This window comes from Paenibacillus sp. FSL W8-0186, from assembly GCF_037969765.1.
Classification (GTDB): domain Bacteria; phylum Bacillota; class Bacilli; order Paenibacillales; family Paenibacillaceae; genus Fontibacillus; species Fontibacillus woosongensis.
This window is the reverse complement of the sequence record NZ_CP150207.1, coordinates 1,615,796-1,637,967: the sequence shown is the minus strand read 5'-3', so window position 1 is coordinate 1,637,967 and position 22,172 is coordinate 1,615,796. Positions and strand designations below refer to the sequence as shown.

The following is a 22,172-nucleotide window of genomic DNA, read 5'->3' as shown; positions in this document are numbered from 1 at the left end:
AGAACAGTATTGCCCATGAGAAGTCTTTTCATATCATTAACCTTCGATTAAGTTCAGCTTCACCTCGATATTGCCTCGCGTCGCCTTCGAATAAGGGCAAAAATCATGCGCCTTATGAAGCAATTGTTGGGCTGTGCCGCGCTCTACTCCCGGAATTTGCGCATCGATGGCCACGGCTAATTGGAATCCGCCATCTGCAGGATCCTTGCCGATGCTCACATGATGCTTCACGATTGCCTGCTCCAGCTGTATGCCGTCTTGTTCTGCTACATGCTCCAGAGCGCTGGCGAAACAAGCGCCATATCCGGCCGCGAACAGCTCCTCCGGGTTAGTGCCGGAGCCGCCTTGTCCTCCCATTGCTTTGGGCATGCTCAGTTCCAGCTTCAACGCCCCGTCCGAAGTCTCCACGGTGCCAGATCTTCCTCCCTGAATCGTAGCTGTTGCCGTATACATTGCTTCCATGAATCGTTCCCTCCTTGTTAAAAAATTCGGGTCATTGTCCATTTAAAGCAATAAGACCGGTTTGAAACGCCTGCCCTGTTTATTCTCCTGTTCCCCCGTTAGGATTTGATCTCCTTGAAGGAGGCGTCATACAGACGGAACATCGTTTTATATCCCGACTCGTCGATTTTAATACCGACGTCGAGACGGCCTGTGATCTCCAGCGGCTCCGACTTATATCTCAGCTTCACATCTTCTGGCACAAACACGATCATGATCTTGTTCCAATAGGTCTCGTCTCCATTGTCAAAAGGGCATTCCGCGCCGGGCTCGGGGATAAGCAGAAACCAGTTTTTCTCAAAGGACAGCACCTCACCCATAAATCCCTTAATCGTTACGGTAGAACCGCTGAGATCCCAGAAGCGGTCCGAAGGCGTCGTTTGGTCATCCCCATCAAAAAATTCCGACCAGCCGATCTTCATTGGCCCCGTTGTCTTCGTCTCCTCTGCAGCTTGCGGCTTATTTTCCTTCGCAGTCACTGCTGCTGCCTCCGCTTTGGGAGCTGCAATTGCCGCAGTCTGCTTGGCGCCCTCCTTCACGTTCTTCTCAGCCGAAACTGACGCCCGGCTTTCTGGCGCCTCGCTCTCCGGTGGGGCTGCAGAAGGTTCGGCCGCCTTGCTTCCGTCCCCCGCATTAACGATCGGTTTCGCTTCGGGGACAGGAAGTACCTGCGCGGCTAGCTCCTCTGCAGGAAGCTCCGCCTTAACAATATCATCCCCATTAGCCGGCTGCTCCAACCCGTCTATATCTTCCTCTTCATCAGCAGGTGGGTCCTCCGGCGCCTTGACCACTGCATTAGCTTCTTTACCTGTAGATAAAGGGTCATAAGAATTTGGCGTAACTGCTGCCGGGCTGTGGTTTGTTGCGGCCGCAAACGAACCTGCTTGTTCGCTGGCCAGTTCTTTCTGACCGCACGCTTGCAGCAAAACGACGGCAGCGAGAATCGGCAGTACGAGTATTATTTTTTTCAATCCAGGATACCTCCTTACGCTTTGAATAGCGACAATGAATCCATCCGGTACAACCGCAGGGCCGGTCCCAGGGATGCAAGGGCACCAATCGCCAGTGTTGCCGCCGCAATCATGATATGATCAGCACTCCATTGAAAAGGAGTGATCTGGATGCCGGCATAACTGAACAGCGCATCTTTCAGAACATAACTCGCTGCATGCCCGGCCAGGAGTCCCAAGACAAGCCCCGCCGCCGTTACCAATATCCCTTCCCCGACCAGTGTCATCAGCACGTAGGTTTTTGATTTTCCGAGCAGACGCAGGAGACCCACGTCCTTTGTTCTTTCATTGACAGCTGCGATAAGCGACAGCAGAATTGATATGGCAGCCAGGATGACACAAAGCATCGTCACCACCTCAATGATCCCGGCCCCTTGATCCACGAGATTTACCACATCCGCTACAGCTTTGCTTGTATACACGGCCTGGACTTGAGGCATGCCCTCGAGTTTAGTTTTTAATCCCTGCGCACCGAGCAGGCTGGCCGGTTTGATCAGAATTGCCGTAATCTCCCTCTCTCCCGGCACCTGGCCATGGACCGCCCAAGCGTAGTCCAAGGTCGTGAAGACCGCACGATCATCCGGGGTATTCAACACGGGCAGAATGCCCTTTACCGTATAAATGAAGCTTTCGTGGTCATCATGATGTTCGCCTGATTCGCCATGACCTTCGTCGTCCATGTCCGCATGATGTGCGCCTTCGACCAATCCGTGCGCCCCCGTAAAGGTATCTCCTGCCCGCAGCCCGAGCATTCGAGCCACATAGGCCCCGACGACCACTTCGCCAGTCTCGCTGTATAAGCTTCCTTCCTGCAGCTTCTGGTCGCCATACCGGGTTAGAAAATATTCCGGGTTAACACCCACAATCGGAAAACCGTTATAGTTATCGCCAGTTGTGATGGCATAAGCCTTTTCGACCCCGCTGTCCTCCAGAACCATATCCATTATACGGCCAGGAATATTCCCGACAGGAGCGCCAATGTGATAGAAGGTATTCAGCACCAACTGAGTCTGGCTTCCCTGCGCGCCCACGACAACGTCAAATGGACCGTATCCCTTCTGTGCCCCTTGTTCAACGCTCGCCTTGGATAACGAGAGAAGCAGGACGAATGCGACCGTGGCCGTTACCGACAGAATCGTCAGGAGGGACAGAAATTTCCGGTGCAGCATATTTCTTAGGATGAGGTGAAAAAAGTTCATATCGCCCTCTCCTCCCGACTTTCGGCCAAACGCTTCACTCCGCTGATCTGATTGATTTCGCCAATATGGACCCGTCTCGGAAAACGGTTTGCCATATTCAGATCATGCGTTACGACGATTAATGTATGCTGTTCTTCGCGGCAAAGCTCGAGCAGCAAATCCGTCACTTCGTCCGCCGTTTCCCAGTCCAGGCTGCCTGTAGGCTCATCCGCCAAGACGATCGGCGGCTCATTGACCAGCGCCCGAATGATCGCGACGCGCTGCTGCTGTCCCCGGGACAGCTGTGACGGCAAATGGCGGCTGCGATCGCCGAGCCCAACCCGCTCGAACCAATGATCGATGCGTTTTCGCCGCTCTGCGGCACCCATTTGGGCAGGCATCACAATTTCGACATTCTGCCTAGCCGAAAGCGAGGGAATCAGGTGAAAATCCTGCAGGATATAGCCGATGCGGCTGGCGCGAAAGCTGTCCCTCGCCGGCTCCGTCATGCGATGGAGCGCTTGCCCGTCGATATGCACCTCCCCTTCGTCCGCCCGGAGAATTCCGCTAATAATATGAAGCAAGGTGCTTTTTCCAGAGCCGCTTGGTCCGATGATCGCTATTTTCTCCCCGCGCCCGACGTCCCACCGCGGAATGTCAAGGATCGGAATACGGTTTCCGCCTACATGGAACCCTTTCTTCACCCCTTGAATAAGCAGCATATTCTTTCCTCCTATATGAAAATACAGGAAAACAGGAGAAGCACATTCCCCTGTTTCCCAGCTGGGCATCCCCATTTGTATGTTTTATCGTTATTTTAGTACAATCCGTTCGGACAGAGCGTCCCACTTCAAGGGTTGTCCCGATACTTGACTAAATGCCGTTAACGGAAGGTACAGCACATCATTATCAATATCTACGGAAATCGAGGAGTCTTTTCCGTTCAATTTAGCCTTCTTCGCGTTCAAATCCACAGTAACCGTGCCGCCCTTGCCGCTGATCGTAGCTATGCCGTTTGCAACCTGGTACTTGCCTCCAAGAGCTTCCGTTAACGCTTTGGCCGGATAGAGAACTTCATTACTGCGGTTAATTTTGAATTTTGGATACAGATGCTTCGCTTGCAGGTTAGCCGTCGCTTGTTGCAAGTCAACGCCCAGCACCTCAGCGCTAGCAGTAGCGATCCGCGTATTGTCGATTTGACCCTTTACTTTCTCGGCGATCGGCCCGTAAGCCCACACGCCTACATCCACAGCGGAATGCCCGTGACCGGACCAGCCGACAAGCAGACGCTTGGAGATGACGGCGTTATACCCGCCTTCACGTTTATAAGAGGAGCCGTCGCCATCGAGGATGTATTGCGCCTCTTCATCAGTCAGATCAGTAATCCAAGTATTGTCTGCAACGATTTTCTTAACGTCCGCGATCGTTTTTGCCTCATTCAAAACCGTTACCAAGCTCTCGGAGGAATTCTTCTGTTGATTCCATAGATCTACATTAAGCTCGTAAATGTTGTCCCTGGATAAGGACAGGCCGCCCGTTTCATGATCCGCGGTAACGACGACCGACGTATTTCCGTCCTTCTTGGCGAATTCAATCGCCACCTTAAAGGCCTCGTCAAAATCAATCACTTCTTGAACCATCGTTGGCAGATCGTTCGCATGGCCGGCATGGTCGATGCGTCCTCCCTCGATCATGATAGCGAACCCATTCTCGTTGGCGGACAAAATTTCGAGCGCCTTCGAGGTCATCTCAGCCAGGCTTGGAACTTCAGCCGTACGATCCGGCACGTAAGCAACGTGGGAGCTTCCGAACAATCCCAGCACTTTGGAATCCTTGGCAGACAGCTTGCCCAGGCTTTGTCCTGTTTTTACAACTTTATAGCCTTTGGCCTCGAATTCAGGAAGGAGATTTTTATCGCTGCGCTTGCCTTTTTCTTCTTTTGTCAGGAAAAATGATTCGCCCCCGCCAAACAGCACATCGATCCCGCTATCCAGATACTGCGATGCGATTGCGTTCTCGTTGTCACGGTTGCGCACATGCGAAGCGTATACGGCCGGAGTGGCATGGGTGATACGCGCAGTCGTAACGAGACCTGTCGATTTGCCATTCAGCTCAGCGGCTTCAAGCACGGAGGCAAACGGTCTGGAGACGTCTTCGTTGGAGACGCTGATACCTGCGTTATACGTTTTATTTCCCGTCGCAAATGCCGTGCCCGCAGAGGCCGAATCCGTCACAATTCCGGAGACGATTTGCCCGCCGTCTTCCCCGCGATCCGCATACGTCGTCGCTTGTCCCACATAATACGGATCTAAATTCAGGCTTTTTACATTATTCTCGTATTGTTGAAAATAACGAGCCGCCGATACTTGCGCCGGCCCCATGCCGTCCCCGATCAGAACGATCAAATTTTTGGACTGCCCTTTCGAGACTGCCGCCCCCGAGGTATTCTCCTTCGCTGTTGCCAATGTTCCGGCGGAAACAACGGATAATACCAACCCGCCGATTGCCAAGCCTTTCAGTAGTTTATTCACTAAATCTCCTCCCAACAATGTTCAGAACTATTACGAGTGTAAATCCCAATCTTTAGGGGAATGTCAAATAATTGTTCTCTGAATGTTAAACCTGTCAGTCGGCTTCGAGAATGATCCAGATCCAATTCACAGCAAAAAAGCCGTCTCTCCAGCAGATATAATCTACTAAAGAAACGGCTTTTCTTCATTTGCCATATGCGGTCGAGAGGACTCGAACCTCCACGGGTATACACCCACTACCCCCTCAAGATAGCGTGTCTGCCATTCCACCACGACCGCAGGTTATGTTTGAAGCGAACATTTTATATTATATCGCCGCGGTAACTAAAAGTAAAGTGTTATTATTTTCCTCCCATCCTCTTTAACTTTCTGCGGTATTCGGTAAACTCCAGATACTCCTGAATAAAAGCCTTCTCACGCTCTGTCAGACGGCTGCTAAGGCGGTTCCAGTCCGGCTCGTCCGCAGCATAGGCTTCTCTTTCCTCATGCACCTGTACTGCTTCGCGTTCCCGGCCGGTCATCAGCCAATCCAGACTCACATCGAAATACGCGGCAATATCGATGAGCTTATTCGTGCCGGGCGAAGATTTGCCGCGCTTCCAGTCGCCCAAGTTTCCGGTGCTGATGCCAAGTTCCTTGCAGAATTCCTTCTTGGTCATAGCTTTGCTTTTGATGAGCGATTCGATCCTTTCATAAATAGACAACTCTTCGGCCCTCCTTCGCAAAACTATTACGTTTTTACGTCATTTTGTTGTAAAATTACGCATTTGCGTGTATAATTTGATTAAACCTCTTTATGTCTTGGGCAATCCTTCCAGGCCATTATATCATAGACCATCCAGGTCCTTCACTTCTTGATCCCGCACACGGTGACAATAGCCAGGACAGCATCTATCCTTTAGTAATTTCAGATAGGAGTGTTCGCGATGACCCATAGTCCGTCTTTATGGATTTCGGCTGCCCAGTCCCTGAACCAAAGCCTGGCCATAACCGATTCCCAAGGTACCATCCAGCAGGTGAACCCAACCTGGGCAAAGAAAGCCGCGCAGTTGGGCCTATCTCCTTTATGGGATCGGCCCGGATTAAATCTTATCGAGTTTCTAAAGAATCCGGACAATCGGGATGTGTGCCCTAATGCCCCGATGTTCCTTTCTCAGCTGAATAACATCCTCCAAGGGGACTGTTCTTTCTATAGCAAGGAATTCCACATTCATTTGTCGTTGTCGCAAGAAACGATATGGTTCCAATTGGAGGTTATTCCGCTTATGGAAGAGAACTGTATTGGCGGCGTTGTCCTGAGCTGCATAGATATGACGCGTTATAAGAAATATGAACTGCAGCTTGTAGAAATTATCACGCAAATCCGCACGCTGCGCGGTCTGCTTCCGATCTGTGCGGTATGCAAGCGAATCAAGGACGAAGATAACCACTGGGACGATATCGAGAACTTCCTGATCAGGAATACTCATGCGGAATTTACTCATGATATATGCCCGGATTGCATCCGTGTCTTGTATCCCAAATATTCTTCAATCCTTGATTTACCCGTAAATGAGGACTAGGGCTAACGCTAGTATCCGGATATTAGCTTTTGGCTTGTTTGCTGATTCTGCTCTTTTGCCTGTACAGCAGTTGGCCTGCCGTAGCCCCGACAAGCCCCCCAGCGATAAGGCCGATTCCGCCTAAATTCATGAGCCCTGCCAGCGTAGCTAATCCCGCTCCTGTGCAGGCTGCCAGCAAATGCGGAAGGGTACGCTCGCCAGCAAACAATAGTGCCAGGAACAGCGCTGGAAGCGCAAAGCTAAGCACAGCGGCGGCCTCTGAGGGAACAATCCCGCCGATTCCCGCACCGACAACCGTACCTGCAATCCATGATCCGTATGCCGCCAGCGCAAAGGTCAAATAATAGGAAGGCGCCAGCTTTTCGCCGGCAGCGGCACGGTTGTAAGTTACGACAAAACTCTCGTCCGTTAATCCTACCGCCGCCAGCCATTTCAATGGCTCCCGCCAATGCGCCAAATTCGGCCCCATTGTGGCACCATACAGAATATGCCGCATATTCACAAGCAGGATGGTGGCGATGATTGTAGCTGGAGCCGTCGCCGTATCCAGCATGCTGATAAGCATAAACTGGGCCCCTCCGGAATAAATCCATATCGAGCTAAAGATCGACGTATGCCAGGGCACCCCGCTCGCAGCTGCCAAGACACCAAACGTAATCGATAAAGGAAAATATGCCAGCATGATTGGCAGCACATCCTTTAACGCCAAAGCTACTCTATCTCTTCGACTCATGCTTATATCTCCTGTCACATGAAATAATATAATACAGCAAAACAGGCGATGCCTGCCGTTACAGTCAAGAGCAACCGCCGCGTCCACCAGGCTACTGCTATCGTTGGTATGGCCGCTAACAGCATAATATTATCCCTAATGGGCACCCACTGCCCCTCGTCCAGCAATAATAAAGGCCCTAGCAAGGCACCCAGAACTGCGGGGGACACGTAAGAAAGCCATTCCTTAGTCCGTTCCGACCATTGTACCCTGCTTCCAAGCACAAGCGAACCTGCGCGAAACAAATAAGTACCTGCTCCAATGAGAAGAATAATCCAAAGTTGAGATTCCATTTACCCATCCTGCTCCTAAGTTGTTCTTTTATCTTTATATAAATTCAAGCGGCACTCCAATAAAATGCTGGGTTTTCCGCCCTGCTTACCTATGATTTATAGTAACATAGTTTCCTTGTATTGACCTGAAATCATTTTCATACTTTATACTCTTAGCAAGCAACCGCAGAACAAGCTATAGGGAGGCTATATGCATGAAATTAATTGCTATCGATTTGGACGGAACCTTGCTCACCGCCGAGAGCAAGCCTAGCACAGAGGGCCTCGCGGCCATTCGCAATATTTTGTCCGGCGAGGATCATAAAGTAACGATATGCACAGGCAGAGCCCGCTTTGATGTGAAAGGAATAATTGGCGAGGATCTATCCATTCCGATCATTTCATCCAATGGAGCTGCTGTCCACGATGAGCGCGGACGTCTTCTGAACGAGACTCCGATTCCCCACCCCATTGCTGCTGAATCCATAAGTTACTTATTGGAGCAGGACGTATATTTCGAAATATTTTGCCCGGAGGACATTTATTCACCATGTGGCGGAGAAGGCAAGCTCCAGGCCGAAATCGATATCCTTGTCAGCGCCAATCCCGACATCGACGCAGATACGCTGCAGGCCGGTGTGCAAACCCAGTTTCAACAATTCGGCTTCAAGCAAATTGATGATCTTCGTGAGGTGGTACAAGCCGGGAGCCCCATTTATAAACTGTTAATTTTTACTTATGATGATGCGAAGCTGGATCGAATTCGCCATCATTTCCGCGATCAGCCTTTCGTCCATACAACGGCCGCTGCCAAGCATACGCTAGAAATCATATCGACCGAAACAGACAAGGGAAGCGCCCTTCAATTTCTGGCTTCCTATTACGATATCGACATGGCTGATACGATCGTTATCGGTGACAGTTATAATGATATTTCCATGTTTCAGATTGCTGGAACAAAGGTAGCGATGGGCAACGCCGTCGAGGAAGTCAAGCGGCTAAGCACTTTGACTACCCGCAGTAACAACGAACACGGAGTTGCCTATGCCTTAAATACGCTTCTAGATCTTTAAGTCTCCATTATAGAGCATCCTCGCCAATGGCGAGGATGCTTTTCTTTTTACCGTATGTAGATTCCTTAAGCTGCTTTTACTATATATTTCGATGTAATAAAAAGTTCAAAAGAACCCTGCTTACGCAAGGTTCTTCCCTTTGTTATCAATGCGGTCGAGAGGACTCGAACCTCCACGGGTATACACCCACTACCCCCTCAAGATAGCGTGTCTGCCATTCCACCACGACCGCATATTAAGTTATAATACTTCAATACTCCGACGAACCCCCAAGGGATTCTCACCCTACTGAAGCATATATATGAAAGTGGTGACCCGTAGGGGATACTCTCTCTCCGTTCGAGACTGCGAAGTATTCCTACCGAAGCCGATGCTCCGACGAACCCCCAAGGGATTCTCACCCTACTGAAGCATATATATGAAAGTGGTGACCCGTAGGGGATTCGAACCCCTGTTACCTCCGTGAAAGGGAGGTGTCTTAACCCCTTGACCAACGGGCCATATTTATAATTAAGGTGAAGTCTTTTTTGGAGCGACAACAAAAATGAGTATAGCAAAGTTCGCGAGCGTTGGCAACCCCTTTTTTTATAATAGAAATAAAAAAAAGCCCATCAGAACTTTGGCTTTATGATTCAATCTATAGTGGCGGAGAGAGAGGGATTCGAACCCTCGCACCGCTTACGCAGTCTAACCCCTTAGCAGAGGGTCCCCTTATAGCCACTTGGGTATCTCTCCAAAGACATGGCTCCCCGAACAGGACTCGAACCTGTGACAACTCGATTAACAGTCGAGTGCTCTACCGACTGAGCTATCGGGGAACGCTAATTGTTTACTATAGATTTACGGTATAATTTATCATGATTTTGATGCAAAGTCAAGAATATGGACATGCCATAAAAGGGTTGGAAAGGCCTGGCACCAAAGGCCAGACCTTCACGGAACTTCAGGAATCCTTTCGGTGCCGCGCCAGTTCGATGAGCATGACGATAAGTACTAGCAGTTGAATCAGCATCTCTGCACTCATTTTGCTTCGCCTCCGTCCGCATATTGCTCTTCGGGGCCGGCTGCTCCTCTCCCATTTGGATCCTTACGCTCCCACTTCATATATATGACAAGCCGAGCTGCTTCTTGCCAACAAAAAAGAACCATCATCTCCATAATAAGAGATCAGGTTCTTCTGTTTATGCTTACTTTGATTTAACAGCTCTTGCTTGGTTTTGGTTCTTCTCGTTCTTAAATCTGCTGCGGCAAAGGGGCTTCTCCCCAATTCCGGGTTGCGTCTGCCTTCACGCGTTAATTTGTCGCGCATTCGTTTGGCTTTGGACTTGGCCATAATAGATCACTTCCCTATCTTTTTTTGTAGTATACCACATTTCAGCTCTGGTGCTTATTTCAATTTACTTCAATTCTGCTGCCCATAACTCGACAGATGAAGGCTTCCCGAGCATTTACCGCAGCGGTATCGCCGAGGATCAACGCGGCGTTTGCGCAAATATTCCATACCGCAGCTTGTACACTTGAGCATATACCGATAAGGCAATGTTCTTCTGCCCTGGTCTCCAGGCAGCGATTGACAGTATCTGCTTCCCCCTACCCGATTTAATAACGCTTTGAATTCCGGGTCCCGGTGTCTGTAGCCTCTGCCCATAATATGCAAATGATAATGGCATAGCTCATGCTTAATGATTTTCTCCACTTCCTCTACCCCGTAAGCAGCCAGCTGGGCCGGATTAATCTCGATATGGTGGGACTTCATGAAATATCTGCCGCCTGTCGATCTGAGCCTCCGGTTAAACCTGGCTTCATGGCGAAAAGGCAACCCAAAGCTGCGAAGCGAAATCTCCTCGACCCAGGCCTGTAGTTGTTCATCCGTCATGAAAATCCCCCCTTACTTGCCGCCATTCATATTCCTGGCCTCGATCAAACACGCTTTGTACTTGAATTCTAACTTCCTGTTAAGCTACACTGTCAAGTAGCAATAATTGAAAAGGAGACTGTAAACAAATGTCCTTAATGAGATATGTCATTTTGCAGCAGGGCAGCGATTTGCGTTTTGTAGAAATGCCTGCGGATTACGCTTACCAGCTAAGCGCCCTCAATTTGCGCCTGAACAAAGAAATCGATAAGCTAACCGCGGCCCAGGTTCCATCTCTGCCGCAAGCGATTGCCGAATGCGACCAGCTTGATCTGCTGCAGGAATCGCTGCAAATTACAAGCGGCTTAGCCTACATCAATGAGCTTGAAGCTGCATTCTCCGCAATACAAGAAGAGAATTATCCCTTGATCTCTTTGCTTACGGAAATTCGCGCGCTGCAGGCCCAGCTAGAGCAATGGTACGAAGAAGAGGGCCAATAGAGTTCATGGACCTGCACACTTCACGGCTTCTCCCCATATGCTAACGTACATAGGGAAAAGTCGGGAGGAGATTGTATTGCCCAATTGGCTCAGCAACCAGATGATGCGCGCCTTTCATAAAAAAGACCGGCGTCAAATTCGCCTGCTTAATGACTGTTGGTTTTTTTATTATAGCCGCCGTAAAGATAACAATGAAAACAACCAGCTTCAGTAGCATACCGGCCACAACCGTGTCATGCTAAAAACCCCCTTTAAGTTAGCATTCAGTCCGTTCTTAAGGAAATGAACAGGCTCGTATACGGTCACTTAAAGGGGTTATAGCAACTTCATTACGTAATCAATTTCTCAGAAGCCTCCGCACTGCCGGGGCTTCTTATTTATTCATGTCCTCCATTTGCTGGGCCAGCTGGCGTAATGCCGCACCGCGATGGCTGATCGCCTGCTTCTCCGAGACGGTTAGCTCGGCAAGGGTTTTCTCGTACTCCGGCAGATAAAACAGCGGATCATATCCGAATCCGCCTTCTCCGGCCGGCTCTGATGTAATCCAGCCTTCCACCGTTCCAGAAGCCTCTGTAAACTCCCCCGTCGCCGGATTATACAGGGCAAGATGACACACGAACCGGGCCGTGCTAAGCAGCGGCTGCTCCGTATCTTCCCCTAGCCGCATGTGCTCCAATTCGCTCAGAAGCTTAGCATTGTTGTCCTCATCCGAAGCCCCTTCCCCAGCATAGCGAGCCGAATAAACGCCAGGCGCGCCTTCCAGCTTGTCCACGCATAACCCCGAATCATCGGCCAGCACAGTCTGGCCAAGGAAATCGCCCACTTCCTTTGCCTTCTTGCGTGCGTTCTCCGCAAACGTCTTGCCGTCCTCGACCACTTCCGGAACCTCGGGATAGTCGTACATGCTCTTCACGGGCTTGCCCAAAAAGGCAAGCGCATGGGCAAATTCCCTCACTTTCCCCTGATTCCGGGTGGCTACAATAATAACTGATTCCTGGCTATGGTTCATATATCCGCTCCCGATTGCTTGCTTCCAATCTTCATGGCGATGGGTCCGAGCGCTTCACGCTGAATTTGAATCATTTCGCGGATGCCTTTCTCTGCAAGCTCGAGCATTTTATTCAGTTCTTCCCGGGAAAATGGATTCTCTTCGCCGGTCCCCTGCACTTCGACGAACTGGCCTTGCCCCGTCATAACTACATTCATATCCACCTTGGCCTTGGAGTCCTCGTCGTAATTAAGATCCAGCAGCGTCTCCTGGCCGACGATACCGACGCTGACGGAAGCCAGATAATCGGTGATGGGGAATACTGGCAAAGCGTGCTTCTGCACGATCTTGTTCACTGCCAGTGCCAGAGCAACGAATGCACCAGTAATCGACGTGGTACGTGTTCCTCCATCGGCTTGCAGCACATCGCAGTCAATGGTGATCGACCGCTCGCCAAGGGCTTGCAAATCAACGATGGAACGCAGAGCTCTGCCGATCAAACGCTGGATTTCCATTGTCCGTCCGCTTTGCTTGCCGCGTGCCGATTCGCGCTGGTTACGGGAGTGGGTTGCCCGGGGAAGCATAGCGTATTCTGCAGTTACCCAACCTTTGCCCTGGCCTTTCATGAACATCGGCACCTTCTCTTCGACGGTAGCCGTGCATATTACCTTCGTGTCTCCAACCTCGATGTATACGGATCCTTCTGCATACTTGTTAATATTTACTGTTAAGTTCAATGGCCGCCGCTCGTTTGCTTCACGCCCGTTTATTCTCATCGTAACCCGCCTCCTACGTTTCATGCTGTCTTTACGCTTTCCCTATTCTACCAAAGTGTAAGCATAAAATCACCATTCCATTCCTTCCTCGCCATTTATCTGTATTCCCCTTTCGCAGAACGGTGCTCCATAAGCCTAAATGCCTGTATAACAGAATTGGACTTGCCGCAGCAAGCCCAATAAGCAATCGAAGCATCGTCATTACAGCATCACAGAGGGATTTCGTTAATGGTTTCCGGCCTGGAAACCGGCTCGCTGTATTTCTGGTTATCAAGCCCAATGACATCTTTTTCGCCATTCAGCCAGATCCGTACCTGTTCTTTCTGTGTATTCTCCGTTACGGTAAGAACAAGCGATTGCAGCATTTGGGCGGGAACTCTCTCCCCGGGCTCAAACATATCGTCACTGATTGCTACAGTAACGATCCCATCCTGGGATACGTCAATACTGTCGACGCTAGTATTATCCGTTACGACCCGCTCCAGTCCTTCGCCCTGGGCCGGTCCTTTAATCAGCTCATGCAGCGCCGATTGAACCCGGTCGGTGGTACTTGAGACAAAACGGGTAACCGGTACAAAATATTGCACTCCCTCCGGTGTCGCAGCTGAGAAATACACAGTGACCGGACTGCTCAGCGAAAGGCTTGTGCCGCTGCTGATTTCCAAGTTGATGCCTAAAGCACGCGTCAATGGCCGATCCAGAGGCGTCCCATCCACAGGCATTTCGTTCAATTTGGCTCCGTCAACCCAGAGCTGAACCTGCTGAACGTCCGGATTCTCCGTTAACGTCCAGGCAAGAGCCTCCATAATCTTGCGCTCATCACGGGCATCGTAATTTGTGAATGGCTCCGTGAATTCAACGATTGCCAGCTGCTGATCCTTCTGCAGCGTAACGGCCTCGACTTCCGTCCCTTCCGGCAGCACACCAGTAAATCCTTCCGGAATAAGCTTGGCGTAAGGACCGTCCTTCACCAAGCTCTCCAGTGCCCTTGTCAACTGCGTGCTGCTGTCTTCATCAGGCAGCCGCAGGGCTACCGGAGCAAGTAAACCGTGCTCGTTCTCCAAATAGACGGTGGACATTAAACCGTCCGTACTCAGGCTTGTCTGATCTTGCGCTTCAAGATTCCTCAGCATCTCGTATTCAACATCTGCAGGCGGAGGATCGATTTGACCCGACGATTTTGCGGCAAAAGGATTACAGGCTGTCAGCAATAACGGAAGCGCGAGCATTCCCGCTACGGCAGTATTGCGTAATGAGCGGTTCCAATTCATGACCAGGGTCCTCCCTAACATTTTTCTAAGGTTTGTATTACTATATATACGAGCCCCTTCTTGAAAAATAACTAATTTTTCCCGGAAGTGGACACACTGCATCTTAGCCGAGTCAGACGATTCAAGCACATGAACATCATATAAGAGGGGTAGAGGTGAATGGGGATGGACCAACCAAAAGCAAAAGTGCCTTATACTTTGAACAGTAAAAAGGTAGCTGATGCCACCATGGAGTGGCTGCATAAACGCGGGGTGACACTCGGCGAAATTGCCGAGCTGGTTATGCTGCTGCAGCAGAAGTATTACCCAAACCTGACTATGGAGGAGTGCATCCACAACGTGGAGCAGGTTCTCAGCAAGAGAGAGGTCCAAAATGCCGTGCTGACAGGCATTCAACTGGATATTTTGGCAGAGCAAGGGCTTCTGATTCCAGAGCTGCAGGATATGATCGCCAATGACGAAGGTTTGTACGGCGTCGATGAAATTTTAGCATTCTCCATCGTTAACGTTTACGGAAGCATCGGTTTTACGAACTATGGCTATGTGGACAAGCTTAAACCCGGCGTCTTGGAGCGGCTGAACGATAAAAGCCTAGGCCCCTGCAACACGTTTCTTGACGATATCGTTGGAGCCATTGCCGCTTCAGCGAGCAGCCGGATCGCCCACCGCAAACAGGCGGAGCGCGAGAAGGAACAGGGCGAAGAAACGATCGATTCGGACCGCTAAATCTTACTTGCCGAGAAAATAAAGAACAAGCTGCGTTAATGCGCGGCTTGTTCTTATTTTAGTAATCAAACGCCTCTAACGAGTTCTATAAGATTCCTGCAATGCCCTGAATTGGAGCTCCCCGTTCCAGCCCGTCTCTTCCAAGGCCGTGCGGCCTTGGCGGACAAGCTCAAGCAAATGAGCCAGAGTCTCCGACATCGCAAACCGCATTTGATGGATGCCCAGCTTGGTTCCAAATACGGCGCTGCACACCTCGAAGCCTGTCATTGGCTTCTCCAGCAGCAGCTGTTCCATTCGCTCCAACCGCTGCTCATGATGCTGGATTAACAAACGAATCCGCTCATTGAAATAATCAAACGGACTGCGGTGTCCTGGAAAAGCCATACTGACTTCGTAAGCACCCAACCGCTTCAAGCTATCCATAAAGGACTGCAGCGGATCCGGCTCGCTGCCGGGCACTAAGCTGATGTTGGGAGATATTTGCGGCAGTACGGCATCGCCGCAGATCATGATTTTGCTGCTCCGATTATAATACGACATATGACCGGGAGCATGACCGCCGGTAACAATAGGCTCCCAGTTCCCCCCTCCCATGGCGATTGGGCTGCCTTCCATTACAAAAGTAACTTCGGGGAAAGGCGTCACTTGAGCCATAAAGCTGTGCAAATGCGACGGCAGCTGGCTCAACCACTCTTCAGGCATGCCATGCTGCCGAAACAGGGCGGGCAGCGCCTCATTAACCGTACTTTTCGCTCCCCACATTCGCTCGGCTTCTTCATACGAGCGAGCGGACATGTAGACCGGAGCTTGGGTCAATTGCTGCAAATACCCGGCCAGTCCGAAATGATCGGGGTGATGATGGGTGAGGACAATCGCTGCAATATCGGCTGGTTGAAGCCCAAGCTCCCTTAAGACTTCTTTCCATTCCTGCTCCGTCACATCCGTTCGCGGCCCTGGATCTATAATAGTGACTCCCTCTGGACCGCGAAGCAGATAACTGTTCACCTGCCGCAGCGGCGGAGCCATGGAAATTGGAATTTGAATCACACCAGCCTCGGCCCACTCCTGAAATCGCCTGGCCGTCATAGGGATCTACCGACCATGATCATGCGGGGAGACGTTTCCGGCTCATAGGGAATATCGCCGTAGCCCCCATAAACATGCTCCAATTGCAGGCCGCTGTTATTCAACATTTCGGTAAAATCCGCCCGATTATACAGTTTGATTCGTTCCAAATAATGTCTCGGTTCATCCGTCGTCCCCGAGTCCATATTCCGGATCGTTATATGTTTCTTCACGTATCCGTTCTGGATGCTGCGCTCTTCTATAATGTGCTGTCCTTCATCCACCCGCTCGGAGCGAGGCACCAGATGCTCCACCGTATATGCCGGATTTAGGAAATCAATAATAAATTGTCCGCCCGGCTTCAATACTCTGCGAATTTCCTTTAATACCTTGATATGCTCCGTATCCTCCTCAAAGTAGCCAAAGGAAGAGAACAGGTTGACAACGGCGTCAAAACCGCTCTCAAGCGGCAATTGGCGCATATCGCCCTTTAGCCAGATAACGCGGCCATTGGGATCATTTTTCCGCGCCTCCCGCAGCAGCACGTCCGATAAATCCACTCCCGTAACCTCGTAACCCGCTTCAACCAACGCCATGGAGTGTCGTCCCATGCCGCAGCAAAGATCTAGCACCTTTGCCCCTGCAGGCAAATCCAGCCAAGAAATCATCGTATGTACTTCGCGTTTCGCTCCTTGCACGTCGCGATGTTTATAGACAAGTAAATAATCTTCACCGAAGCTGCGTTCATACCACTCCGCCATCAGAACTACTCCTCTCCTACCTATACAAAGAAATCATCTATTCATAAGGTTATACATAAACTCCGCAACTTGCAATCGAAATTGACATCTGCAGCAAGCTCCTCGCCATCAGGACGAAAATGCAGCAATAGCCAGCATCCCTATTTAGGAGACGCCGGCTATCCTTGAGTCGAATTCTTCTTTGCTCAAAAATTAGCTTGCGGAATTATCGCTGTTCGCTGTATCCGCACCCGTCAGTTTATTAGTGATCTTCGCTTGGCTCTCTAGTTCATTATACCAATCCCCGAACAGTTCCTGAACTTGCTGCGCTACCAAGCCCTTGCGAATCTCTTCTTTATTCTCTTCAAACGTACCCTCTTTGGCTTCCTTACGGTCGGTCAATTTAATGACTTTGTATCCCTCGTCAGTCTTAACGGCGCCGCTGATTTCATCCTGCTGCAGCTTAAATGCGGCCTCCTCGACGGCAGGCTCCACTTGTCCACGTTCAAAGAATCCTGTATCCCCGCCCGAATCCTTGGTGAAGGTATCCAGCGACTTGTCCTTAGCAATCTCGGCAAAATCCTTGCCGTTCTTCAACTGCTGAATGACCTCGTTAGCCTCATCTTCGGTCTCTACCAATATGATAGAAGCCCGGACCTGCTCAGGAGTGCTGAAGGACTCTTTATACGTTTCGAAAGTTTGCTTTACTTCGTCTTCTGTCACGTTCGTTTTATCCTCAAGCAGCTTGGTAATCATGACATTCATTTCGGAGTCCTGCTTCAAATCATCCATCGTCATGCCATACTGCTGAAGCATTTGCTCCAGCATTTCAAGGCTGCCGAAGGATTTGATATAGTTATCGATTTCCGCGTTGATATCTTCTTCCGTCACTACGATATTCTTTTTCTTGGCCTCCTGCGTGATCAAAGTCTTCATAACCATAGCATTCAGCGCTTGCTTGGCTTGCTCTCCGCCGCCAGCCTTCACAAGTTCATTATACAGTTCATCCTGCGTAATTTTAGTACCGTTAACCGTAGCCACAACATCCTTCTTGTTATTCAGCAGTGGAAATACCAATGCAATCACCAGCCCAGCGGCTAGAATCAGAGAGATGATCGGCCACGCTTTGGACGAACTGGAAGATGGGGGTGGCGTAGATCCTGCCCCTGTATTGGCTTGTCCGTCAAAAAAATAATCCGGCTTGGCCGCAGCCTGTGTTGGCTCAATCGCCTCGATCGCTTGAACAGCTTCCGGTTCCGTGAAGTCTACCTGAGCTTCTGCTTCCGCACTACCTTCAGCAGCCGCTTCTGCCTCCTTGCTGTCATCTGCATTTACGCCTTCTTCGGTTCCAGCTCCTGTATCCGATCCCGTTACTGCCTCATCAGCTGTTCCCGGTTCAGCAGAATCGCTTCCTTGCTCTTGTTCTGCCCCCTCTACTGATTCCAGTTCCTTCTTATCTTTATCATCCATTTACGCAATAACTCCCTTCAATCTACTAACAACCCAAGCTCTCAAAATTGAGCTCTCTTTAAAGAGAGTACCAGAATTAGTGATATCGTACATTAAAGAAAAATAAAATTAACGAGATTATTAATAAAATCTGTCAAATTCACATGACAAATGATCCGCACGGTTAGACTAACAGTACTGTCTCTTTGTATTCGTGTTAGCGGGCAAAACGTAGTAAACTAAAGGAGTCACAAAAAAGTCCGGGAGGATATGATCAACGATGAGCTATGAATCCTATTTTCAACAACACAGAGAACAGCATTTAGACGAACTTAAGCAATTGCTAACGATACCAAGCATTTCCGCCCTATCCGAGCATAAGCCGGATATAGCCAGGGCAGCAGAGTGGATTTCCAGCTCACTATCGAGCGCAGGACTGGAGAATGTGGAAATCATCCCAACCAAGGGACACCCGATTATTTACGCAGACCATCTGCATGCTCCAGGAAAACCAACCGTGCTCGTTTACGGGCACTATGACGTTCAACCGGTAGATCCGCTGCACTTATGGGAGACCCCTCCGTTCGAGCCAACGATCCGGGACGGCAAGCTGTATGCCCGCGGAGCAACAGACGATAAAGGCCAGCTGTTTCTGCACATCAAAGCTGTGGAGGCTATATTAAAGGAAGAGAAGCAGCTCCCGGTCAACATTAAGTTTTGCATTGAAGGCGAGGAGGAAATCGCCAGCCCTAACCTTCCGCCCTACTTGGATGAGCATAAGGAAAAGCTAGCGGCCGATGTCGTACTCATCTCCGATACGGCTCTGCTGGAGCCTGGCAAACCAGCGATCTGCATCGGGCTTCGCGGCCTTTGCTCCCTGGAAGTCACAGTGCACACCGCCAATACGGATCTGCACTCGGGAACCTTCGGAGGCGGCGTACCGAATGCGCTGCATGCGATAGTCTCCCTACTGTCCTCGCTGCATGACGACAAGGGTAGAGTAGCCGTGGAGGGCTTCTATGAAGGAGTGCCGGAGTTGACTCCTGCCATGCGTGAGGAATTTGCCAAGCAGCCATTCAACGAGGACAAATTAAAAGCCGACCTGGGTCTAGACACGCTCTATGGCGAGGAAGGCTATAGCTTCGTGGAACGGACCGGTGCCCGTCCAACGCTGGAATTGAATGGGGTATACGGCGGATTCCAAGGCGAAGGCTCCAAAACCGTCATTCCAAAGGAAGCTCACGCCAAAATTACGTGCCGTTTAGTCGGCAATCAGGATCCTCAGGATATTCTGGATAAAATCGAGGCGCACCTCAAGCAGCACGTACAGCCTGGCGCCAAGTTGAACATCGTCCAAGTCGAGAAAGCCCGGGCGTTCACTATCAATCCTGCGAATCCGATGCTGCAGAAAGCCGCGGACGCATACGAACGCGTATACGGCACCCGCGCCCTCTTTACGCACGACGGCGGCTCTATACCAATTGTCGAAACATTGTCGCGCGTCCTGAATGCCCCGGCCGTCATGATGGGCTTCGGGCTTCCCGACGAGAATCTCCATGCTCCCAACGAGCACTTCAATCTGGAGAATTTCGATAAAGGGCTGCTAACGATCGTAGACTATCTGAATTCGCTCTAGCACAGGTGACCATAAAACCATCCAGCCCCCTCCGTATGGAAGGGGCTGGATGGTTTTATGGCTATAATAAGTTGATCTAGAAAGTTCAACTTATTATAAATGGATTTATAGCAGTTCATTTCTGCAGCAAAGAAGGAAAGATGGATTTAAATGGATTTCATGTCGTTAGAAGTAAAGGAATTGTCAACCATGGCTGGATTCTTGGTTTTAGGTGCGTAAAATCCATTTAATCCTTTAAACCATTCACTTAGAGTGCGATTAGATACATGAATTCCATTTAGTGCACGACAGCCTACATACCTAAGCTTGATAAATCAGGAACCATCTGCGTACAACCCTTATTATATTCAATCTTTCGATTTCTGTATGTCATTCGTCATATGATTTCGAATAAAATTTTAACGATAAATGACATTTCCCGCTTCTTTGAACTGCCGTGATTTTTCCTTAAGGCCATTGGCGATAGCCTCCTCTTCTTCAATTCCATGCTGCTTGGCATAATCGCGAATGTCCTGAGTGATTCTCATGCTGCAAAATTTAGGGCCGCACATGGAACAGAAGTGAGCGGTCTTGGCTCCTTCCGCGGGCAGTGTTTCATCATGATACTCCAGAGCCCTCTCAGGATCGAGCGAGAGGTTGAATTGGTCCCGCCAGCGGAATTCGAACCGGGCCTTGGATAACGCGTTGTCTCGTTCCTGGGCCCCAGGATGTCCCTTCGCTAGATCAGCTGCATGTGCAGCTATTTTATAAGCAATGACTCCCTCGCGAACATCGTCTTTATTAGGGAGGCCGAGGTGTTCCTTAGGCGTCACATAACACAGCATAGCCGTCCCGAACCAACCAATCATGGCCGCTCCTATCGCTGAAGTAATATGATCATAGCCTGGAGCGATATCCGTAGTTAGCGGACCCAGCGTATAGAAAGGAGCCTCCTGGCATATCTCCATTTGTTTGTCTACATTTTCTTTAATTAAGTGCATCGGTACGTGGCCCGGCCCTTCGATCATCACCTGAACGTCATGCTCCCAAGCGATTTGGGTCAGTTCGCCGAGCGTCTCGAGCTCAGCGAACTGAGCTTCGTCGTTAGCATCCGCAATCGAACCCGGCCGCAGGCCGTCGCCAAGCGAAAAAGCGATGTCATAGCTTTTCATGATTTCACAGATTTCTTCAAAATGGGTATAGAGAAAGTTTTCTTGATGATGAGCAAGGCACCAGGCTGCCATGATGGACCCGCCGCGAGATACAATGCCTGTGACACGCTTAGCCGTTAACGGAATATACCGCAGAAGCACTCCGGCATGGATCGTAAAATAGTCGACACCCTGCTCCGCTTGCTCGATCAATGTATCGCGGTAGACTTCCCAGCTCAGTGCCTCGGCCTTTCCGCCTACCTTCTCCAATGCCTGGTAGAGCGGGACTGTGCCTACAGGCACCGGTGAATTGCGGATGATCCACTCCCGCGTCGTATGAATGTTTTTCCCCGTGGAAAGATCCATAATCGTGTCAGCGCCCCAACGGGTCGCCCATCTCATCTTCTCCACTTCCTCCTCAATGGAGGAGGCGACGGCCGAATTGCCGATGTTTGCATTGATTTTGACCAGAAAATGACGGCCTATAATCATCGGCTCGCTTTCGGGATGATTAATGTTGGAGGGAATAATCGCTCTGCCTTCGGCAACTTCCCTGCGTACGAATTCCGGAGTCACGTTCTCCCGGATTGAAATGTACTCCATTTCGGGCGTGATGATACCCTTTCTTGCGTAATGCATCTGCGTCACATTGCGGCCGGCTTTAGCTCTTAAAGGCTTACGGCGCAGGCCGGGGAATGTCTCCGTCTGATCAAGCTGCATTTCAGTTTGGTATCCATCATCCTCAGGTCTGATGCTCCTGCCTTCATAAACCTCCACATCCCCCCGCTCCAGAATCCAATTTTTGCGGTTCGCTGGAAGCCCTGTCCTAATATCCGCATGATAGTTAGCGTCTGTGTAAGGACCGCTGCAATCATATACCCGAACAGGTTCATTCTCTTCTACCGATTCTCCGCGAACGGTCGGCGCAAGTGCAATCTCTCTCATGGGCACTTGTATATCCGGCCGTGAACCTTGAAGATACACCTTGCGGCTGCCCGGAAAAGCTAAGAACTCGGGGTTGACTGTGTTGTTGCTGGTTTCGCTTGCCATTTCTATTCCTCCTTAGAATGAATGGGTTCAAGCGGAGATGCTGCTGCCAAGTGCAACACAAAAAGACCGCAACGAAAGAAGCGGTCT

23 protein-coding genes and 5 tRNA genes are annotated in these 22,172 nt (G+C 50.2%); 6 read left to right on the top strand and 22 right to left on the bottom strand.

Annotated elements, in window-relative coordinates; genetic code table 11:
* Positions 1 to 36: 36 nt before the first annotated feature.
* From MKX50_RS07070 to MKX50_RS07040, 7 genes are all read right to left on the bottom strand, one after another.
* Positions 37 to 462, bottom strand: coding sequence for an organic hydroperoxide resistance protein (locus MKX50_RS07070; protein WP_339158932.1), 426 nt, complete (start codon positions 460 to 462; stop codon positions 37 to 39).
* 98 nt (positions 463 to 560) lie between these two features.
* Positions 561 to 1,472, bottom strand: a complete 912-nt coding sequence (locus MKX50_RS07065) for a hypothetical protein (protein WP_339158930.1) — start codon at positions 1,470 to 1,472, stop codon at positions 561 to 563.
* Between the two features lie 14 nt (positions 1,473 to 1,486).
* Complete coding sequence (locus MKX50_RS07060) at positions 1,487 to 2,710, bottom strand: FtsX-like permease family protein (protein ID WP_213589185.1); 1,224 nt, start codon at positions 2,708 to 2,710, stop codon at positions 1,487 to 1,489.
* On the bottom strand, positions 2,707 to 3,411 hold the full coding sequence (locus MKX50_RS07055) for an ABC transporter ATP-binding protein (protein ID WP_213589186.1): 705 nt from the start codon (positions 3,409 to 3,411) through the stop codon (positions 2,707 to 2,709). The genes MKX50_RS07060 and MKX50_RS07055 overlap by 4 nt, the downstream gene beginning before the upstream one ends.
* 90 nt (positions 3,412 to 3,501) lie before the next feature.
* Positions 3,502 to 5,220 carry an alkaline phosphatase gene (locus MKX50_RS07050; protein ID WP_213589187.1) on the bottom strand — a complete coding sequence of 573 codons (1,719 nt, stop codon included), beginning with the start codon at positions 5,218 to 5,220 and terminating at the stop codon, positions 3,502 to 3,504.
* A 196-nt stretch (positions 5,221 to 5,416) separates the two neighbouring features.
* Positions 5,417 to 5,499: transfer RNA gene (locus tag MKX50_RS07045), tRNA-Leu, on the bottom strand.
* A gap of 62 nt (positions 5,500 to 5,561) precedes the next feature.
* Positions 5,562 to 5,924, bottom strand: coding sequence for a helix-turn-helix transcriptional regulator (locus MKX50_RS07040; RefSeq protein ID WP_213589188.1), 363 nt, complete (start codon positions 5,922 to 5,924; stop codon positions 5,562 to 5,564).
* A 222-nt stretch (positions 5,925 to 6,146) separates the two neighbouring features.
* Here MKX50_RS07040 and MKX50_RS07035 point away from each other — a divergent pair, with 222 nt between their 5' ends.
* Positions 6,147 to 6,782, top strand: a complete 636-nt coding sequence (locus MKX50_RS07035; protein WP_213589189.1) for a PAS domain-containing protein — start codon at positions 6,147 to 6,149, stop codon at positions 6,780 to 6,782.
* A 22-nt stretch (positions 6,783 to 6,804) separates the two neighbouring features.
* Here the strand turns inward: MKX50_RS07035 and MKX50_RS07030 are convergent, their stop codons facing one another.
* Positions 6,805 to 7,515: an AzlC family ABC transporter permease gene (locus tag MKX50_RS07030; RefSeq protein WP_213589190.1), complete on the bottom strand. Its 711-nt coding sequence runs from the start codon at positions 7,513 to 7,515 to the stop codon at positions 6,805 to 6,807.
* A 14-nt stretch (positions 7,516 to 7,529) separates the two neighbouring features.
* Positions 7,530 to 7,847: an AzlD domain-containing protein gene (locus MKX50_RS07025; protein WP_213589192.1), complete on the bottom strand. Its 318-nt coding sequence runs from the start codon at positions 7,845 to 7,847 to the stop codon at positions 7,530 to 7,532.
* Between the two features lie 194 nt (positions 7,848 to 8,041).
* Here MKX50_RS07025 and MKX50_RS07020 point away from each other — a divergent pair, with 194 nt between their 5' ends.
* Positions 8,042 to 8,899, top strand: coding sequence for a Cof-type HAD-IIB family hydrolase (locus MKX50_RS07020; protein WP_213589193.1), 858 nt, complete (start codon positions 8,042 to 8,044; stop codon positions 8,897 to 8,899).
* A 149-nt stretch (positions 8,900 to 9,048) separates the two neighbouring features.
* Here the strand turns inward: MKX50_RS07020 and MKX50_RS07015 are convergent.
* The 6 genes from MKX50_RS07015 to MKX50_RS06990 all read right to left on the bottom strand — a co-directional run bounded on the left by MKX50_RS07015 (position 9,049) and on the right by MKX50_RS06990 (position 10,775).
* Positions 9,049 to 9,131 (bottom strand) — tRNA-Leu (locus tag MKX50_RS07015).
* A gap of 193 nt (positions 9,132 to 9,324) precedes the next feature.
* Positions 9,325 to 9,399: transfer RNA gene (locus tag MKX50_RS07010), tRNA-Glu, on the bottom strand.
* 143 nt (positions 9,400 to 9,542) lie between these two features.
* Positions 9,543 to 9,634 (bottom strand) — tRNA-Ser (locus tag MKX50_RS07005).
* 7 nt (positions 9,635 to 9,641) lie between these two features.
* Positions 9,642 to 9,717, bottom strand: a tRNA-Asn gene (locus MKX50_RS07000).
* A gap of 269 nt (positions 9,718 to 9,986) precedes the next feature.
* On the bottom strand, positions 9,987 to 10,232 hold the full coding sequence (locus MKX50_RS06995) for a hypothetical protein (protein ID WP_213589194.1): 246 nt from the start codon (positions 10,230 to 10,232) through the stop codon (positions 9,987 to 9,989).
* Positions 10,233 to 10,301: 69 nt separating this feature from the next.
* A complete protein-coding gene (locus MKX50_RS06990) occupies positions 10,302 to 10,775 on the bottom strand; it encodes a SprT family protein (RefSeq protein ID WP_213589195.1) in 474 nt (157 codons plus the stop codon).
* Positions 10,776 to 10,903: 128 nt separating this feature from the next.
* Between MKX50_RS06990 and MKX50_RS06985 the strand changes: the two genes are divergently transcribed.
* Positions 10,904 to 11,254 (top strand): hydrolase/acyltransferase, encoded by a 351-nt coding sequence (locus MKX50_RS06985; protein ID WP_213589196.1) that lies wholly within the window; start codon positions 10,904 to 10,906, stop codon positions 11,252 to 11,254.
* A gap of 76 nt (positions 11,255 to 11,330) precedes the next feature.
* Complete coding sequence (gene cmpA / locus MKX50_RS06980; RefSeq protein WP_213589197.1) at positions 11,331 to 11,468, top strand: cortex morphogenetic protein CmpA; 138 nt, start codon at positions 11,331 to 11,333, stop codon at positions 11,466 to 11,468.
* Between the two features lie 159 nt (positions 11,469 to 11,627).
* Here the strand turns inward: cmpA and MKX50_RS06975 are convergent, their stop codons facing one another.
* From MKX50_RS06975 to MKX50_RS06965, 3 genes are all read right to left on the bottom strand, one after another.
* Positions 11,628 to 12,263: an XTP/dITP diphosphatase gene (locus tag MKX50_RS06975; protein WP_213589198.1), complete on the bottom strand. Its 636-nt coding sequence runs from the start codon at positions 12,261 to 12,263 to the stop codon at positions 11,628 to 11,630.
* Positions 12,260 to 13,018, bottom strand: a complete 759-nt coding sequence (gene rph / locus MKX50_RS06970; protein ID WP_213589200.1) for a ribonuclease PH — start codon at positions 13,016 to 13,018, stop codon at positions 12,260 to 12,262. Before rph ends, MKX50_RS06975 begins: the two co-directional genes overlap by 4 nt.
* 209 nt (positions 13,019 to 13,227) lie before the next feature.
* On the bottom strand, positions 13,228 to 14,289 hold the full coding sequence (locus tag MKX50_RS06965; RefSeq protein WP_213589202.1) for a GerMN domain-containing protein: 1,062 nt from the start codon (positions 14,287 to 14,289) through the stop codon (positions 13,228 to 13,230).
* Positions 14,290 to 14,454: 165 nt separating this feature from the next.
* On the opposite strand from MKX50_RS06965, the gene MKX50_RS06960 reads away from it, so the two are divergent.
* Positions 14,455 to 15,015, top strand: coding sequence for a phosphatidylglycerophosphatase A (locus MKX50_RS06960; RefSeq protein WP_213589204.1), 561 nt, complete (start codon positions 14,455 to 14,457; stop codon positions 15,013 to 15,015).
* Between the two features lie 75 nt (positions 15,016 to 15,090).
* Here the strand turns inward: MKX50_RS06960 and MKX50_RS06955 are convergent, their stop codons facing one another.
* The 3 genes from MKX50_RS06955 to MKX50_RS06945 all read right to left on the bottom strand — a co-directional run bounded on the left by MKX50_RS06955 (position 15,091) and on the right by MKX50_RS06945 (position 18,290).
* Positions 15,091 to 16,101, bottom strand: coding sequence for an MBL fold metallo-hydrolase (locus MKX50_RS06955; RefSeq protein WP_213589206.1), 1,011 nt, complete (start codon positions 16,099 to 16,101; stop codon positions 15,091 to 15,093).
* Positions 16,098 to 16,841 carry a class I SAM-dependent methyltransferase gene (locus MKX50_RS06950; RefSeq protein WP_213589208.1) on the bottom strand — a complete coding sequence of 248 codons (744 nt, stop codon included), beginning with the start codon at positions 16,839 to 16,841 and terminating at the stop codon, positions 16,098 to 16,100. Before MKX50_RS06950 ends, MKX50_RS06955 begins: the two co-directional genes overlap by 4 nt.
* 192 nt (positions 16,842 to 17,033) lie before the next feature.
* Entirely contained in the window at positions 17,034 to 18,290 is a 1,257-nt protein-coding gene (locus MKX50_RS06945; RefSeq protein WP_213589210.1) for a peptidylprolyl isomerase, read from the bottom strand.
* 259 nt (positions 18,291 to 18,549) lie between these two features.
* Between MKX50_RS06945 and MKX50_RS06940 the strand changes: the two genes are divergently transcribed.
* The gene (locus MKX50_RS06940) at positions 18,550 to 19,905 is read left to right on the top strand and encodes a dipeptidase (RefSeq protein WP_213589212.1); all 1,356 of its coding nucleotides are present in this window, start codon (positions 18,550 to 18,552) and stop codon (positions 19,903 to 19,905) included.
* A 398-nt stretch (positions 19,906 to 20,303) separates the two neighbouring features.
* Here MKX50_RS06940 and thiC read toward each other — a convergent pair whose 3' ends face one another.
* On the bottom strand, positions 20,304 to 22,085 hold the full coding sequence (gene thiC, locus MKX50_RS06935) for a phosphomethylpyrimidine synthase ThiC (RefSeq protein ID WP_213589214.1): 1,782 nt from the start codon (positions 22,083 to 22,085) through the stop codon (positions 20,304 to 20,306).
* Between the last annotated feature and the right edge of the window lie 87 nt (positions 22,086 to 22,172).